The 15,638-nt window shown below is 58.1% G+C and carries 13 protein-coding genes; 8 read left to right on the top strand and 5 right to left on the bottom strand.

The genetic code is table 11. The features are described from left to right. Positions 1–53: 53 nt before the first annotated feature. Entirely contained in the window at positions 54–1,805 is a 1,752-nt protein-coding gene (locus tag M0412_RS22875; RefSeq protein ID WP_225341525.1) for an iron ABC transporter permease, read from the top strand. Next, a complete protein-coding gene (locus M0412_RS22870) occupies positions 1,798–2,859 on the top strand; it encodes an ABC transporter ATP-binding protein (protein ID WP_046800484.1) in 1,062 nt (353 codons plus the stop codon). The genes M0412_RS22875 and M0412_RS22870 overlap by 8 nt, the downstream gene beginning before the upstream one ends. Before the next feature lie 337 nt (positions 2,860–3,196). Here the strand turns inward: M0412_RS22870 and M0412_RS22865 are convergent, their stop codons facing one another. From M0412_RS22865 to M0412_RS22850, 4 genes are all read right to left on the bottom strand, one after another. Further along, complete coding sequence (locus tag M0412_RS22865; protein WP_269702901.1) at positions 3,197–5,206, bottom strand: hypothetical protein; 2,010 nt, start codon at positions 5,204–5,206, stop codon at positions 3,197–3,199. Positions 5,207–5,359: 153 nt separating this feature from the next. Further along, on the bottom strand, positions 5,360–6,253 hold the full coding sequence (locus M0412_RS22860) for a DMT family transporter (RefSeq protein WP_269702903.1): 894 nt from the start codon (positions 6,251–6,253) through the stop codon (positions 5,360–5,362). 322 nt (positions 6,254–6,575) lie between these two features. Continuing rightward, a complete protein-coding gene (locus tag M0412_RS22855) occupies positions 6,576–6,980 on the bottom strand; it encodes a hypothetical protein (RefSeq protein WP_269702981.1) in 405 nt (134 codons plus the stop codon). 46 nt (positions 6,981–7,026) lie between these two features. After that, complete coding sequence (locus M0412_RS22850; protein WP_046800490.1) at positions 7,027–7,245, bottom strand: hypothetical protein; 219 nt, start codon at positions 7,243–7,245, stop codon at positions 7,027–7,029. A 286-nt stretch (positions 7,246–7,531) separates the two neighbouring features. On the opposite strand from M0412_RS22850, the gene M0412_RS22845 reads away from it, so the two are divergent. Both M0412_RS22845 and M0412_RS22840 read left to right on the top strand, forming a co-directional pair. Then, positions 7,532–7,873: a helix-turn-helix transcriptional regulator gene (locus M0412_RS22845; protein WP_161991463.1), complete on the top strand. Its 342-nt coding sequence runs from the start codon at positions 7,532–7,534 to the stop codon at positions 7,871–7,873. After that, a complete protein-coding gene (locus M0412_RS22840; RefSeq protein ID WP_269702906.1) occupies positions 7,870–8,793 on the top strand; it encodes an SRPBCC family protein in 924 nt (307 codons plus the stop codon). Before M0412_RS22845 ends, M0412_RS22840 begins: the two co-directional genes overlap by 4 nt. 408 nt (positions 8,794–9,201) lie before the next feature. On the opposite strand, the gene M0412_RS22835 is transcribed toward M0412_RS22840, so the two are convergent. Next, on the bottom strand, positions 9,202–10,335 hold the full coding sequence (locus M0412_RS22835; RefSeq protein WP_142843074.1) for an ROK family transcriptional regulator: 1,134 nt from the start codon (positions 10,333–10,335) through the stop codon (positions 9,202–9,204). A 291-nt stretch (positions 10,336–10,626) separates the two neighbouring features. Between M0412_RS22835 and M0412_RS22830 the strand changes: the two genes are divergently transcribed. From M0412_RS22830 to M0412_RS22815, 4 genes are all read left to right on the top strand, one after another. Further along, positions 10,627–11,619: an ABC transporter substrate-binding protein gene (locus tag M0412_RS22830; protein ID WP_142843072.1), complete on the top strand. Its 993-nt coding sequence runs from the start codon at positions 10,627–10,629 to the stop codon at positions 11,617–11,619. 101 nt (positions 11,620–11,720) lie between these two features. Next, complete coding sequence (locus M0412_RS22825; protein WP_269702909.1) at positions 11,721–12,818, top strand: ABC transporter ATP-binding protein; 1,098 nt, start codon at positions 11,721–11,723, stop codon at positions 12,816–12,818. Further along, positions 12,815–14,500: an iron ABC transporter permease gene (locus tag M0412_RS22820; RefSeq protein ID WP_269702911.1), complete on the top strand. Its 1,686-nt coding sequence runs from the start codon at positions 12,815–12,817 to the stop codon at positions 14,498–14,500. Before M0412_RS22825 ends, M0412_RS22820 begins: the two co-directional genes overlap by 4 nt. 81 nt (positions 14,501–14,581) lie before the next feature. After that, positions 14,582–15,544, top strand: coding sequence for a hypothetical protein (locus tag M0412_RS22815; protein ID WP_269702913.1), 963 nt, complete (start codon positions 14,582–14,584; stop codon positions 15,542–15,544). Positions 15,545–15,638 lie beyond the last annotated feature (94 nt).

The following is a 15,638-nucleotide window of genomic DNA, read 5'->3' as shown; positions in this document are numbered from 1 at the left end:
TTCCTATGAAAAAATCCATTCAACAAACGTCTGTTTCCCGGAGGTTACAACCCATGCCGGTGGATACCATTACCCAAAACCCACCCCGAGAACTATCCCGCGAGCCGCGACTGAAGACGCCGCGTCCGCCCGGCGAAGCGCTGCTCTTCCGCCGGCTCGTCATCGGTTTCCTGACGCTGTGCGTCCTGACGCCCATTTGCCTGATCATCTACCAGAGCTTTCTCGATGGTCCGTTCTTCAGCCCGAGCGCCAGCCTCGGCCTGAGCGCATATGAATATATTCTCGTCGACCCGATGTTTTACGACGCCCTGTGGAACACGGTCATCATGGCCGTGGGCATGGTGGCGATCGCCGTCCCGCTGGGCGCAGCACTCTCCTTCCTGCTCACCCGTACCGATGTGCATTTCCGCAAGGCGCTGGAAATCATCGTGCTGGTTCCGATGTTCATTTCGGCGCTGGTGCTTGCTTTCGGGTATACGGTTGCCATCGGGCCGTCCGGCTTCGTCTCGATCCTCGTGCGCGACATCATCGGTTTCGTGCCGTGGAACATCTATTCACTGAGCGGCATCGTGCTTGTCACGGGGCTGGCGCATGTCCCGCATGTCTATCTTTATGTGTCAGCGGCAATGCGCAACCTGCCGTCCGATCTTGAAGAGGCGGCCCGCATCACCGGCGCGCCCATCTGGCGTGTGTGCTGGGATGTCACCGTGCCCATGGTGCTGCCCGCGCTGATCTTCGCCACCGCGCTTAACCTGTTGATCGGCTTTGAAATGTTCGGCGTGCCGCTGGTGCTTGGCGATCCGAGCGGCATCAACGTCCTCACCACCTATATCTACAAGCTCACGACACTTTTCGGCGTTCCCACCTATCAGCTGATGGCTGTCGTCGTTGTCCTGCTCGTGCTCCTGACCCTGCCGCTGGTGTGGTATCAGCGCCGGCTGTTGCGCCACAGCCGCCGTTATGCGGCCCTTGGCGGAAAAGGTTCGCGCACCACCGTCATGCGGCTGGGGCGCGCCGGCCAGATCATCGCGCTTTCCATCATCGGTTTCTGGCTGTTCCTGTCGGTCATCCTGCCGATCGGCGGAATTATCCTGCGCGCCTTTGTCGATGCGTGGGGGCAGGGCGTCAATCCTTTCGCTCATCTCACCACCAAGCATTTCAATGCGCTTTTCGAGGTTCCGAGCCTTTATCGTGGTGTTCTCAACACCATCATACTGGCGGTCGTTGGTGGTGCCGTGGCTGTCGCCTTTTATCTGGTCGTCGGTCTTGCCGGGCACCGCAATCGCGACGTGTCCAACACCGTTCTCGATTACATGGTTCTTCTGCCGCGCTCCATGCCGAGCCTGATCATCGGTCTCGCCTTCTTCTGGCTTTTCCTGTTCATTCCGTTCCTGGTGCCGCTGCGCACGACGCTGATAAGCCTGTTCATCGCTTATCTGATCGTTGGCCTTTCCTATGGCCTGCGGCTGTTGCAGGGCACGCTCATTCAGGTCAGCCCCGAACTGGAGGAGGCCGCACGCACGACGGGTGCGACAATCGGCCAGACCTGGCGTGACGTCGTCATTCCCATCGTGCGCCCCGGTCTCGTCGGCGCATGGGCGCTGATCATGATTGTCTTCCTGCGCGACTATGCGACCGGCATCTATCTCATGAGCGCCGGAACCGAAGTCATCGGCTCGCTCATGGTTTCCATGATCCAGTCCGGCGCAATGGACACGATTGCCGCGCTGGCATTCGTCAGCATCGTTCTTACCGGCGCAGGCCTCGGTCTCGCCCTTCGTCTGGGAGCAAAAATCCATGACTGAACTTACTGTTCGCGACGTTCACAAATATCTCGGCGGCCTGCATATTCTTCAGGGCGCATCCTTCACCGCCGAACGCGGCTCGATCGTTTCCCTGCTCGGCGCGTCGGGTAGCGGCAAAACAACCCTGCTGCGCTGCATTGCCGGGCTGGAGCAGCCCGAACAGGGCCTCATCAGCATCGGTGGAAAACCGATGCTCGATGGCAGCAAGGGCCTGACGGTTGCACCGGAAAACCGCAATATCGGCCTTGTCTTTCAGTCCTATGCGCTGTGGCCGCATCGCACCGTGATGGAAAATGTCGCCTATGGCCTGAAGCTGCGTGGCGTGAACCGGGTGGATGCCGGCAAACGTGTTCAGGCGACGCTGGAAAAGATCGGTCTCGGCCATCTTGCCGAGCGTTATCCCGATCAGCTTTCGGGCGGCCAGCAACAACGCGTCGCAATCTGCCGCGCGCTGGTCTATGAGCCGCGTGTCCTGTTGATGGATGAGCCGCTTTCCAACCTTGACGCGAAGCTGCGGGAAGAGGCGCGTTACTGGATCCGCAAGCTCATCCTCGATCTGGAAATATGCGGTGTTCTCGTCACCCACGATCAGTCGGAAGCGCTCGCCGCATCCGACAATATCCTGCTCTTGCGCAACGGCGCCATCGTTCAGGAAGGTACACCGCAGGACATTTACACCAAGCCGAAGAGCTTTTATGCGGCCGACTTTCTCGGCGCGAACAATGTCGCCAGCGGCGAGATACGCGGTCTGGGCGAAGATGCCAGCATTCACGGGCCAAACTGGCAGCTTGATGGCATTGTTTTCGGCAGGAACGAAGAAAAAGAGGACAAGGCGGTCATCCGCGTCGAGCAGATCGCCGTGCATGACAATCCCGGCCAGAACCGCAGGGAAATGCATCTGGATGCCTGCCTTTACCTCGGCGACCGCTGGGAATACCGCCTGAAGGCCGGCGACTTCGCCGCCAAGGCTTTTGGCGCGAAGGCACTGCCGGAAGGCCCGGTCTGGGTGGATATTCCCCGTGAAAGCGTCTGGCTTTTTGCCGGTGCTCGATAATATCCCGTCCGTCCGGTCTGGCCTCTCTGTGGCGGACCAGTATGGCCGGTAAGAGTGGCTTATGGTCCATCGTTGCGTCCTTCACGGGAGCTGCGATGGACCGGAATGCGATTTTTCAATCGGCCGGGTTTGTGTCGCGCGGCTGATGCGACCCGGATATTGTGATCTTTGTTAATGTCTGACTTTCGATTTTCAAGATAACTAATTAAATAAGCTTGTAAAAATTATATTATAATTTCCAACCTGCCGCCCCGCAAATGGGGCGGCAGGATGTATGTTCAGGTAATCTCAGGCTCAGGTAACTGAGCTTGAGATAACTGGCGGCTGATAGGCCGGCTTATTCAGCGGTTGCCTGAATATCGACCTTGTCGAGGAGAAGCATCGGATTATCGGAGGCTGCAGCAAGATCAAAAAGGCCAAGGCCATTTGGGCCTGTCGATTTGACCGTGACGGTCAAGGTTCCCGGCGTGTTGATGAACTGGACGAGTGCGTTCACCGCATCCTGGAGTTTCGGTTGTTCGGCGGCCACCTGCTGCAGCATCACGTTGGCAACCAATGTCAAAGTGCCACGCACCTGATCCTCGGTCATCTCGTTCTGCAGGGCATAGAGCTTGATCGCCTTGGCCATCATGCCTTCGTCCTTGATCGTGAATTTCACCTCACGACCGGCAAGCCCGAAAAGCGCAGCCTGGGCGCGGCCAAGGTCGAAGGAGAAAAACTCTTCCGTGAAGCCGCTCACCAGACCGGAAAAATTGACACTGCCAATATCCTTGCTGCTGAGCGAAACTTCGCGGATCAGCAGGTTTTTGTTTGGTTCGTCCCAGCCAGCGGCGAGGGCGTAAGACAAGGCGAGTGACTCCAGACCCAGTTTGCGCGCTTCAACAAAAACTTCCTCCGTCGAATCCGCCGGGATGGGCAGGGAGAGGTCTTCCTGCCTGATCTCGATGTCGGTCGGGATGCCATTGAAGGGTTTGGTCAGTCCCATCTCGAAATTCTTGAGCGTGAACTTGATGCGCTCAGGCGTGCCTGCGGCCTCTTCATCGGTCTTTTCCGGTGCGGCGATATCAACGTTGATGCCACCGACACGCACCTTGCCGAGTTCCGGTATCAGCCGATTGAACGGAAATGTCTCGATTTTCGTTTCATCGAAACCGACGATCTGGGAGAGACCTTCGATTGTGGAACTCCAGTCAAAGCCCTTGAGGCTTGCCTCGGCGACTTCGATCTTGCCGTCGCCATCGCCAATCGACATGCCGTTCAGGCCGAAATCGAGCTTGCGGCTGTCCATCTGCATGTCGATGCGCTCGATGGTCGCCTTGACCCGCTTGCCGTCCGCCCCTTCGCTTTGATCAGGCGCGTCGACCTTGAAGCCCAGCAGCTGCATGTTGCTCTTGCCCATCATGTCCAGAATGGACACGACCTTGCCGAAAAATGCCTGGCGCTCCTGTGGTGAAAGCTCATCGGCATTCTGGGTTGTCGTCAGCGCCTTCAGGGTTTCCAGCAGCGGCTCGGCCGGCATGCGAGCGGTAAAGCCGTCGCTGCGTATTTCGTCGTAGCTGAACTGACCGTCACCGTCGGAGAAGGAAATCTTGCTGACGGAGAGTGGTCCGTAAAGAGGTTTTGCATCCTTGTCTTCGGGCCCGGCTTTTTCCGTGTAGAGCCTTGCAAGATAGGCGGCGTCGAAGTCCTGGCCGGTTATTGCACCCGTCGAGACGACCATGTGCTTCTTTTCCATCGTGCCAGTGCTGTCCGGCAGAGCCATCTTGATGTCATAGCTGGCATTGTCGATCGTATAGCGGGCGACCCGGCCATCGGCGATATCAAGCAGAGCCGCGTTGTTGTAAACGGTCTTCTGCTCTGTGTCGGCGATAGATTGGGTGAATGTCAGTTCAGGCGTGGAAATGCGCGTCGCTGCGAAGCGCTCCATGCGCCGGGACAGGGAGTTTGCGTTGCCATCGCCAGATACCGTTTCCACTTTCTTGAAAGCGGCGTTCTCGACACGGGCATGCGCCATGGAGATATTGCCGGTCGGCACGTCAATATCGATGCCATTCATATCGAGCGCGCCTTCCAGGAAAGGAAGTTTGGGACGCCCGTCGATAGCTGCGATCTGGATTTTCTTGCCGTCTTCAAGCGGCAGGGTCAGCTCGCGAATATGGATTTGTCCGAGAAAATCGACGTCCACGGAACGGGCGGTTGCGCCGCTGCGGGCAATCAGCTCGTCGACCTTTGCTTCGTAGAAGGCTTTACCACCGATGACACCTGCAGCCGCGATGGCAATAACCGCAACCGCTGCCCATAAAGCCATGCGCCGGCCCTTGCCGACTGGAGTGTTTACCTGTTCCACGAAGTTGGTCCTCTGTAATGCGAATTAACTTTGCGCGTCTTTTAGACACGCGAAAGTTGCCGCGCAAGTGTACCGCCGGAACAGCTCGACATTATTTGCAGTGGTATATCGTGGCGCGAGCGGCGTCATCTGCGACGCTTTTGAGGGCTTCGGTCACTTCCAGAACATCAGCGCCATGCCGGCCACGACCAGTGCTGCCCCGGCCCATGCGCCGGGTGCCGGCAATTCCCGTGTTCTCAGCCAGAGCAATGGCAGGATGATGACGGGCGTTGTTGCAGACAGTGTCGAGACGATGCCGATCTTGCCGCCGGAAAGTGCGAAAAGAAGCAGCGTCATGCCAAAGGCAAGCGCGATGATGCCGGTAAGCGCCGTCTGCAGGAAAATGTTCATCGTCAGCGGGCCGTTCGGCCGCACTGCCTTGATGGGCAGCATGGTAAGCGCCGTCAGGCAGAGTGCCGCGACCCCGACGCGCAGCATGGAAGCGGTAATCGGATCGATCCCACTCGCCATGACGGGTCTTGCGATCAGCGAGCCGACGGCCTGACTGAGCGCGGCCAGCAGGCCGAGGAGCACGCCGAGCCAGAGTGGTCCCTTCACTCTTTCCCATTCGTGCAGCTGCGCCTTGCGCTTGCCGAAGAGAATTGCGAGCAGAACACCGCACAGCGTCAGGCCTATGCCGGTGACCGTCGTTACGGAAAGCTCCTCGCCAAGCACCGCCCATCCCAGCAGGGCGGCAATTGGGGCGTTGAGGGCAAACAGGATCCCCGAGCGGCGTGGCCCCACCCGATTGAGACAGGTGAACAGCAGCGTATCGCCAACGAAGATGCCGATGAAACCGGATAGCAGAAGCGCCGACAGCGCCTCGGGCTGCAGTTCCCGCCAGGTTCCCGAAGCGAGGACATAGACCCCCAGCAGGGAAGCGACAAAAAGCTGCCGTGTCCTGTTGAAGGCGAGCGCTCCCAGATGCCCCGCCGGACGTGCCGCCAGAAGTCCGGTCATCGCCCAGCAGGTTGCGGCGCCCACGGCAGCCAGTTCATAAATCGGCATTTTTTCCCCGTCGCTTCATGGCGTGCTTGCGGCCACGGACACTATCCCTGCCTGCACCCATCGCAGATTCCGGGTTCGCCCACCATACCATAAGCATCGTCATAAACAGCATGGAGCAGCGCCTGGCTCACCGCCCGTGCCGGGTCAGCCGGCGGCGTGCCATTTCCGATGTCGGTGTCCATCGTCATAGAGACTGTGAATGAATGGTGGAGGCCTGGGCCTGTTTCGTGTTGCCATCCGCAGAAGCGGCCGTCACGCCACGGCCGGTGCAGACGAAGCGGCTGGCCCGCTCCGTCGAATGGGCAGTCTCATCTACAGCGCTTCACACGCCGTTGATGATATTGCAAATGCCTTCGCGGATGACGTTCTTGTCCGCAATCTGTCCTGCCTGAATGTTGAAAACAGCGTCGATCCGCACGCCGGCGCCTTTCTGCCGGGCCACAACCCGCAGCGTCTGAATTCTACCGCTGCCGCTGGTCTCCTGGTGCGCATCAATCGAGGACAGCGCCTTGTTGACCTGAATGCCGGAAAAACCTTCCGCTGCCACAGCCTGAGCGAGCTTTTGAAGCACGGCGGGCGCTTTTGCCTTCGGCAATTCCTGCCATGATTTGTAAGAGACAGCGGTCACCATCGGCACGCCGGAGACAGCGAAGTTCTTCTCGCAGGATGCCGCGAAGGCAGGGCTTGAGAAGCTGATCAGGCCAAGAGCTGCTATGACATATTTCATTTCGAACAATCCAGTTGTTGATGAAGATTGAGAGCTATAGGCCGCATCAGAATGCCGACCGTTTTCCTCTGTAGGTGGATGGAGGCGGGAGAGCCTCATGGGCCTGTGCAAGCGTTTCAAGCCACGTGGCCAAACCGGCGGGAACTTCCTCATTGCCCGCCTCCAGTGCCTCGATCCACGAAAGCTCACATTGCAGGGCGGACGCAATATTGATCGGCGTCCAGCGGATGACCCGCAGGCATTGATTAAAGCGTTCTGGTGACATGATGATTTGATATTTTCCCCGTCTTTTTCCGGGCAAGGCTCACTCACACAGCCAAGAGAGTCAATCCTTTTCTGCAACTTTTGATGGCTAATTTCCGACTCGACAGTTGCATCTGCTGCCGGCTGCCGATCGTCAGGCGCTGGAGAGATTAAAAGCTCGGTTGCCTGAACGAAATGCTGAAACGAGGCATCGGCGCCTCATTCCTCGCGCCACTCCACAACCGAAAACTTAGTTGATTTACTAAGTTTCCCTTGCGGCGTCCCAGTGGAGCGTGATAGTTAGCAATATGACTAAGCATCATCCCGAGTTATCACTGATCTTCCAGGCTCTGGCCGATCCGACGCGGCGGGCCATTCTGGCGCGGCTTGGCGGAGGGCCGGCACCGGTCATGGAGCTGTCCGCTCCCACGGGGCTGCGTCTGCCCACGGTTATGCGGCATCTTTCCGTGCTGGAGGAGGCGGGGCTGATCATCACCTCCAAGGATGGGCGGGTGCGCACCTGCGCGATCGTGCCGGAAGCGCTGGAGCCGGTACGCACTTGGCTCGATGAGCAGCGGGCGATGTGGGAGAGCCGGCTTGACCGGTTGGAGGCATTTGCAATGCAGGCCATGAAGGAGGATTCTAAATGACGACGAAGCCGGGTCAGGAAGGCGCACGCGCCGAACCGCATCTCACACAGGACCGTTTTGCGACGCTGAGCTTCGAACGGGAAATTGCCGTTCCGCCATCAGCGCTCTGGCAGGTCTGGCTGTCACCCGCCGCCCGGGCGGTGTGGGCTTCTCCCACACCCGCGGTTACCGTTGAGTTCCTGGAGGCGGACAGCAGGGTGGGCGGTCGCGAAGTTTCCCTCTGCAAGGTCGCCGGCCAGCCGGATATTCGCTGTGAATGCGGCTGGCTGGAGTTGCAGCCGGCCCGCCGCAGCGTGAATTACGAGGTGGTGTCCTCTGGCGGCGTAACGCAGTCGGCAGCGCTGGTCACTGCCGATTTTCGGGCTGTGGAAGAGCGTAGCCGCTTGACCGTAACGGTTCAGCTTTCCTCGCTGGCCGAGGATATGCGGGACGGTTATCAACAGGGTTTCAGCGCGGGTCTCAACAATCTGGCCAGTGTGGCCGGTCGAACCATGGTGCTGGAACGAGTGATAAAGGTGCCGCGAGACATCGTCTGGAAGGCCTGGATGAACGAAAAGACGCTGCCGCAATGGTGGGGTCCTGAAGGATTTTCCTGCCGCACGAAGAGAATTGACCTGCGAACCGGCGGCGAGTGGGTATTCGACATGATCGGCCCTGACGGCACAGTCTTCCCGAACCATCATCGTTATGTCGAGGTCCGCCCCGAAGAGAGGCTCGCCTATACGCTGTTATGGGGCGAAAACGGGCCGAAACATGCCGATGCCTGGGCCTCCTTCGAAGATGAGGATGGCGCGACGAAAGTTGTGCTGGGCATGGTGTTCAGCACGGAAGCCGAGTTCCAGCAGGCAAAGGGTTTCGGTGCCGTGGAGCTGGGTCAGCAAACGCTGGGCAAACTGGAACGCTTCGCCAGGGCGCTGTAAATGTACAGGGCCAGCAGCATCATACGCCAAGCCTCTTGATATCGGCGGTCTATCTGCCAGTGGCACCGTGCGTTTCCATCGCGGCCTGCGGTCGCGAACCGCACTAACGCGGCTTCTCGATCGCTTCAGTGATCAGTCTTATCCGCTCGCGAGCGCCATGGCGGTATATGTCGATCTTCACGCTCGCCGGCATGGAGAGATGCATCATATGCTCCCATCGACCACCGGTCGGGAAAATCGGCGGGATCGTCCATCTTTTCCTCGCCGGGCAGCCCGTCGATATGAACCTGGCCGTGCCTGACAATCAGCGGGTACGGAGGAATTCCGGCGGCGTATATCCAGGTAACGGCGCCCCCTGTCATCAACACGCAGACCAATAGAGGAAAACGCTCTGGTGGCCATGGCGTGTCATGCCCAGCCTTTCAGCGCCCGCCCGGAATAATAGCTGGGCGTGATGGCGCGGTAGATCGGTATGCTGGCGGCGCCGAGATGAGGCGAGTCGCTCATGATTGATTTGCGTATTTCCGGCGGCTCGACGAAAAAATCTTCGCCGAGTATGTCCAGCGAACCGATACGCCGCACGATATGTTCGAGAATCCAGTCCGGCAGCGATCCACCGAAAATAATGGCTGCCGGATCCATCGTGCGGGCGACCGTCAATGAAAGAAGGCGAAGCTGATCCGTTGCCCGTTCCAGCCAGGATGCCACGGCAGGATGGTCGGCATAACTTTCGTCAATGTCTTTCAGGCGTCGAATGCCGATGCCCTGAGCAGCCAGAGTGTCGCACAGGTCCTGTCCCGAGGGGCGGGGATGGGATTTTGGAAACAGTCCGCCGAACTCGCCGGCATTGCCATTGGTGCCGCGATAGAGATGACGCTGCACCACCACGGCGCCACCAATGCCATATGTCAGCCAGATCATCGCGAAATTGCGGATATTGCGGCCTGCGCCATAATAGAGCTCGGAAAGAATGACGGTATTGCCGTCATTTTCGTGAAAGACCGGGAAGTCGAAATAGGGCTGGAAGTCCTTGTCGACGTCGATGTCGCGCCAGCTTTCGAACTGCTTGATACGGAAGACATGGCCGCGATCCCGCCTGAAATGGCCGGGAAAGCTGATGCCGCAGCCCAGCACATCTTTCTTTCGTATCTTCGCTTTTTCAAGCACTTGCCGGGCGGACGCCTCGGCCATCTCCATGATATGCTCAAAACTGTGCCCCTCCAGTTCCGACCTGATTTCCTGCCTTATCGTGCCGTTGAGATCGGCCACGCAGACACGCAGATCGTCTGGATTGAAGTAGACCCCCAGCGTGAAAAGCCCGTTCGGATTGATCTCGATGGCGGTGGAGGGTTTGCCCCGTTTACCGTCATTGCGGGCTTCCTCCGCTTCGACGATGAGGCCGGATTCCAGAAGATTGGCGGTCAGGCGAGTAAGGGTCGGTGCGGAAACATCCATCTCGCGCGCCAGTTCGATACGCGACATGCCTCCCTTACCGCGCAAAATCTCGAGCAGACGCCGCTCGTTGTAGCCGAGATCGATCAAAAAAGTCTCCCGCGAGAAATCATGCCGGATGATTAGCGAAAATTACGCGATTGTACACCGCGCTTTGCCGGAAAATCCGCCGTAGAGATCGGAGGCCCGTGAATGAAAATCATAAAGAATTGTGCTTTTTCAATCGGATATTTTATTTTTATATTCGAAATAAATTTCGGCTTGACTAATTAATTTACGTAAAGAAAATAAATAACAGACAGCGGGTGGCGACAGGCAAAACCAAAAAGAAATCATGTCGCAGGGCCGGACTGTCAGGGAACAAAAAAACGGAGACCCCTCATGCGTCAATCATGCACTATTTTCGCGCGCCTTTTTGCGGGCGCCACTTTCCTTGCCAGCGCGGCTTTCGCTCATGCCGAAGGTACCGTCGTGGTCTATTCCGCTGCCCCGCAGCAGCTCATGGACGAGTTATTGCCCATGTTCGAAAAGAAAACCGGCACCAAGGTTGAGCTTGTCAAAGCCGGGTCCGGGGAGCTGATGAACCGCATCAAGGCGGAGAGCGGCAAGGCGGCGGGTGATGTGATCTGGAGCGTCGATGGGACGGTCATCGATTTCTCCGCCGAACTTTTCGAACCATACAAGCCGGTTGAGGCTGCGTCGATCAACCCTGCCTTCTCACCGAGCGCGAACTGGGTGCCTTTCACGGCTGTCGTCACGGCCTTTATCGTCAATAAGGAGGCCCTGAAAGGCGCTCCCGTTCCGACGTCCTGGGCCGATCTCGCAAAGCCGGAATACAAGGGCCTGATTTCGTCGGCCCGCGCCGATCAGTCCGGATCGGCCTATATTCAGATGGCAACGGTATTGCAGGATTTCGACAGCGAAGAAAAAGGCTGGGAAATTTATACCGGCATCCTCGGCAACTCGGTTCTTTCCACCTCTTCAGGCGCGGTGCCGCGTTTCGTCAACGATGGCGAACAGGCCGTTGGCATTACGCTGGAAGATGCCGCGCTGCGCTACAAGCTTGGCAGCGCGCCGGTCGAAATCGTTTATCCGAAAGAGGGTACGGCAATCGCGCCTGACGGCATGGCGCTTGTGAAGGGAGCGCCAAATGCCGGCAATGGCAGGGCCTTCATCGATTTCATCGTCTCCAGGGAAGCGCAGGAAATCGTGGTGAAGGCGGGTCGTCGTTCGGTTCGAACCGATGTTCCCGCCAATCCGGCACTCGTTCCGCTTTCCGATGTTCCAGACGCGAAATACGACTTCAAATGGGCTGCGGACAATCGCGCGCGCCTGATGGAAAAGTGGAACGAGACATTGCTCGACGTTCAGTAAGATAATTGCCGGGGACGGCGCAGAAGCGGCGTCCCCCTTTATCCCATTCACAATTCGCTTTTCGTTTGTCCAGCGTGGTCACCGGCCGTGCAGGATCTGTCATGGAGCAGCACATGGCCGCCGTGGAAATTACCAGCATAAAAAAGAGCTACCGGGATGTCGTTGCCCTTTCCGACATCAATATCTCCATCCCCTCGGGATCGTTCTTTACGCTTCTCGGTCCGAGCGGATGCGGCAAGACGACCCTCCTGCGCACGATTGCCGGGTTTCACCAGCAGGACAGCGGCAGTATCAGTATCGAAAGACAGGCGATCGAGCATGTGCCCGCACATAAGCGCGATGTCGGCATGGTTTTTCAGGATTATGCGGTCTTTCCGCATATTTCCGTCTTCGACAACATCGCCTTCGGTTTGAAGCAGCGCAAGGCGTCTTCCGCCGAGATTCGTGAACGTGTCGGCAAGATTCTCGATATCGTGCAGCTCGCTCCCTACGCCAAGCGCATGCCGCATGAATTATCCGGCGGTCAGCAGCAGCGCGTCGGTCTGGCGCGAGCGCTCGTCATCAATCCAAAAGTGCTGTTGATGGACGAGCCACTATCCAACCTCGATGCCAAACTGCGCGTCGATCTGCGGCGCGAGTTGCGCGAAATTCAGCAGGCCATGAACATTACCACGGTTTATGTGACCCATGATCAGGAGGAGGCGCTTGCCATGTCCGATCTGGTCTGTGTGATGTATGGTGGCGTCATCCAGCAGGCAGCCGCACCCTGGGACGTTTATAACAATCCCGCCAACCGTTTTGTCGCCTCCTTCGTGGGGGTAAACAACTTCCTGACGCTGAATCGTTCGGGTGGCCAGACATCCATTTCCGGGCACAGGGTGGGGCTGCCACAGGTCGATGCCATTGCGCCGCAACGAACGGTCGTTGCCGCCATCCGTCCCGAAGCGATTACCGTTGGCTCGCGGGCAACCGATGGCGGAGACCGCATCGAACTACCTGTCACCATAAGACAGGTGAGCTTCACCGGCCGCGAGATGAATGTTGCCGCAGTGCTGTCGTCGGGAGAGGAAATCGAGGCTATCACCAAGCCGTCGGCTGATATCATCGCCCTCCAGCCCGGCCAGAAAACGGTTTTCTCCTGGTCTGCGGGTGATACCAAGCTCTTTGGTGAGGGCGTTACCGGGGAGCGCCTGTCATGACGGATGTGACCGCAACCGTAACCACGGGCGGCTTCCGCCTGAGACTGCCGGGCTTCTGGACCAGCGTGACGGCATTTGCCGTTGTCATGCTGGCGATCTTTTTGATCCTGCCGATCTTCAGCGTATTCTTCATCAGTTTCTTCGATGCCAAGACGGGTGCTTTCGGTTTCGGCAACTATGTTCAGGTGCTGACGCGGCGTTTTTATACTGTGGCATTGTGGAATACGCTCGTCATCGGCGTGCTCGGCATGTTGGGGGCCTGCCTGCTCGGTATTCCGCTTGCCTTCTGCACCTCGCGATACCGCATCAAGGGCCGCACCTTCATTGCCACCTTTGCTGTGCTGGTTCTGTGCGCGCCGCCCTTCATCGGCGCCTATGCCTGGATCATGCTGTTCGGCGCCAACGGTGCGGTCACCAATCTCCTGTCTTTCGCCGGCATTTCACTGCCGACCATTTACGGGATACCGGGTATCGTCATGGTCTTCAGCCTGAAGTTCTTTCCCTATATCTTCCTGATGACGGAAAATGCGCTGAACACCATCAACAAATCCTATGAGGATGCGGCGGAAAACCTCGGCTGCACGGCGTTCCAACGGTTCCGCAAGATCACCTTGCCGCTGGTCTTTCCGGCAGTCAGCACCGGCGCGATCATCTGCTTCGTATTGTCCATCGCAGACTTTGGAACTCCGGCAATCCTCGGCAAGGGCATCAGGACGCTCTCGACCATCGCCTATGCGCAATATACCTCCGAAATGGCCGGCACACCGACCATGGCAGTCACGATTTCCATGGTGATGATCGCCATTTCCATGGCCGCACTTCTGTTGCAGCGGCACATTCTCGCCAAGCGCCGTTATGCCAGCTCATTGACCAATCGGCCGGTGAAGCGCTCCATGCGCCCGCTGAAATCTTTCATCGTGCACGGTTTCTGCTATCTGGTCATCTTTGTCGCCATGCTGCCGTCCCTTACGGTCATCTACACATCGTTCCTCGCAACAAACGGTCCCGTCTTCACAGGCGGCTTCGGGTTGGACAGCTATGCCCGCATTCTTCGCGATTCACCGCAGGCGATTGCCAACAGCTTCACCTTTGCGCTTGCCGCTGTGGTGTTGATCGCCATCGTTTCCGGCCTGCTCTCTTTCATCGTGGTCAGGCGGGACAATGCAGTATCAGGCTCGCTCGATCTTCTGCTGATGGTTCCCTACCTGATACCCGGCGTCGTCATGGCGATTGGCTATGTCACGACGTTCCGTTATCCGCCTTTTGACATTACCGGCACGGCACTCATCATCATCCTGCTGGTGTTCATCCGCCGCCTGCCTTACGGCGTGCGCTCCACGACCTCGATCCTGCGGCAGATCAAGCCGTCCATCGAGGAGGCCGCGGTCAATCTCGGCGCTTCGCCGGCGAAGACGTTCATATCGGTGACGGTGCCGCTGATGTTGCCCGGGCTCATCATCGGTTCCTTAATGAGCTTCATCACCGCCATCAACGAATTGTCCTCGACGCTGATCCTCTACACGGCGCGGACGATCACGATGCCCGTCTTGATCTATATTCAGGTGATTGACGGCGAGTTCGGCACGGCCGCGGCACTTTCCACCTTACTTCTCGTCAGCACCGGACTTTGCGTCTTCGTCGTCTTCCGGCTTTCGGAGGACAAGGAAGCCTCTTTCGTCTGAAGCCATCAAATATCATTCAAAACTGCAGCAGCGGCGATCCATGTGTCGCCGCCAGCCTCCCTCTGCAAGGACACCAGAAAGATGAATATCGCGAGCTTTTCGCAATCGAAATACAAGAACGCCGCAAAGCCGGGGGACGATGTGGCACTTCTCATTCCCGGACGGGTTCTGGCCGTTTTCGACGGCGCGACCGATCCGACCGGAGCAAGTTACAGCGGGCTTAGTTCCGGCCGCATCGCAGCCCTTGCCGCCGCCAATGCCGTTGCTGAGATGAGCCTTGACGGCAGGTTGGAAACGCTCGCCGCGCTCGCGCTTTTTCAGAATATCAGCGATATTCTTAAAAAGGAGGCGCAGCGTATCAATGCCGGCCATCCGCCATCGACCACCCTGGCGATCGTGGCGGATATGGGCGACAGCTTCCGCCTGCTGCTTGCCGGCGATTCCGGCGTGAGGATCAATGGCACCCGTCTGTTTCAGCACACGAAGCTGATCGATACGGTAAGCACTTCGGCGCGTATATTCGTGTTCAAACAGCTTCTCGCCGCCATCGGTGATGGTGATGTGGCCGAGGCGCGCACGCGTGCGACGATCTTCTCAGGCCTGCGTTCGGCTGTCGCAAACGGTATCATGACGGCGCGGGATGCGGAAAATGTCGTCATTGCCGCAGCGGGCATGAGCGGTCTCGAGAACGACATTGAAACGGTCGAGGAATTCCTGATGGGTGGAATCCGTGTCCAGCCGCAATTCGCAAACCGGCATGGGCATGTACTGGGTTATGCCTCGGTGAATGGCGGAACCGTCATGCAGGAGGGGACGGTTGACCTCCGCATCGCCAAAGACGGACTCTCTAGCGTTGAAATATTCTCCGACGGCTATTTGTCCCTGCCGGCGGGGACGGATGTTACGGCATGGGAAGCGGAATTCGCACGTGTCGAAGCGGCGGATTTTCACAAGCTGCGTGAGTATCCGTCCGTCAAAGGTTCGACAACGGCGGAATTCAGCGATGACAGGACCATCATTTGCCTCAACATGGTTCAAGGGTAGTCCAGTTTACGAACCGCATTTGAGCCGGCCGACATCGCGTATCGATGTCGGCGTCATTCGCGGTCAGCCAGCCTGAGATGCTTGCTGAAAGAGA

This window comes from Agrobacterium sp. O3.4, assembly GCF_041414895.1.
Taxonomy (GTDB): Bacteria; Pseudomonadota; Alphaproteobacteria; order Rhizobiales; family Rhizobiaceae; genus Agrobacterium; species Agrobacterium cucumeris.
This window is presented reverse-complemented; position numbering and strand designations above follow the sequence as displayed.

Excerpts from the sequence above, each read along its gene's own strand:
- M0412_RS22875 (WP_225341525.1), top strand. The coding sequence starts at position 54 with ATGCCGGTGGATACCATTACCCAAAACCCACCCCGAGAACTATCCCGC.
- M0412_RS22870 (WP_046800484.1), top strand. The coding sequence starts at position 1,798 with ATGACTGAACTTACTGTTCGCGACGTTCACAAATATCTCGGCGGCCTG.
- M0412_RS22860 (WP_269702903.1), bottom strand. The coding sequence starts at position 6,253 with ATGCCGATTTATGAACTGGCTGCCGTGGGCGCCGCAACCTGCTGGGCG.
- M0412_RS22855 (WP_269702981.1), bottom strand. The coding sequence starts at position 6,980 with ATGAAATATGTCATAGCAGCTCTTGGCCTGATCAGCTTCTCAAGCCCT.
- M0412_RS22850 (WP_046800490.1), bottom strand. The coding sequence starts at position 7,245 with ATGTCACCAGAACGCTTTAATCAATGCCTGCGGGTCATCCGCTGGACG.
- M0412_RS22845 (WP_161991463.1), top strand. The coding sequence starts at position 7,532 with ATGACTAAGCATCATCCCGAGTTATCACTGATCTTCCAGGCTCTGGCC.
- M0412_RS22840 (WP_269702906.1), top strand. The coding sequence starts at position 7,870 with ATGACGACGAAGCCGGGTCAGGAAGGCGCACGCGCCGAACCGCATCTC.
- M0412_RS22830 (WP_142843072.1), top strand. The coding sequence starts at position 10,627 with ATGCGTCAATCATGCACTATTTTCGCGCGCCTTTTTGCGGGCGCCACT.
- M0412_RS22825 (WP_269702909.1), top strand. The coding sequence starts at position 11,721 with ATGGAGCAGCACATGGCCGCCGTGGAAATTACCAGCATAAAAAAGAGC.
- M0412_RS22820 (WP_269702911.1), top strand. The coding sequence starts at position 12,815 with ATGACGGATGTGACCGCAACCGTAACCACGGGCGGCTTCCGCCTGAGA.
- M0412_RS22815 (WP_269702913.1), top strand. The coding sequence starts at position 14,582 with ATGAATATCGCGAGCTTTTCGCAATCGAAATACAAGAACGCCGCAAAG.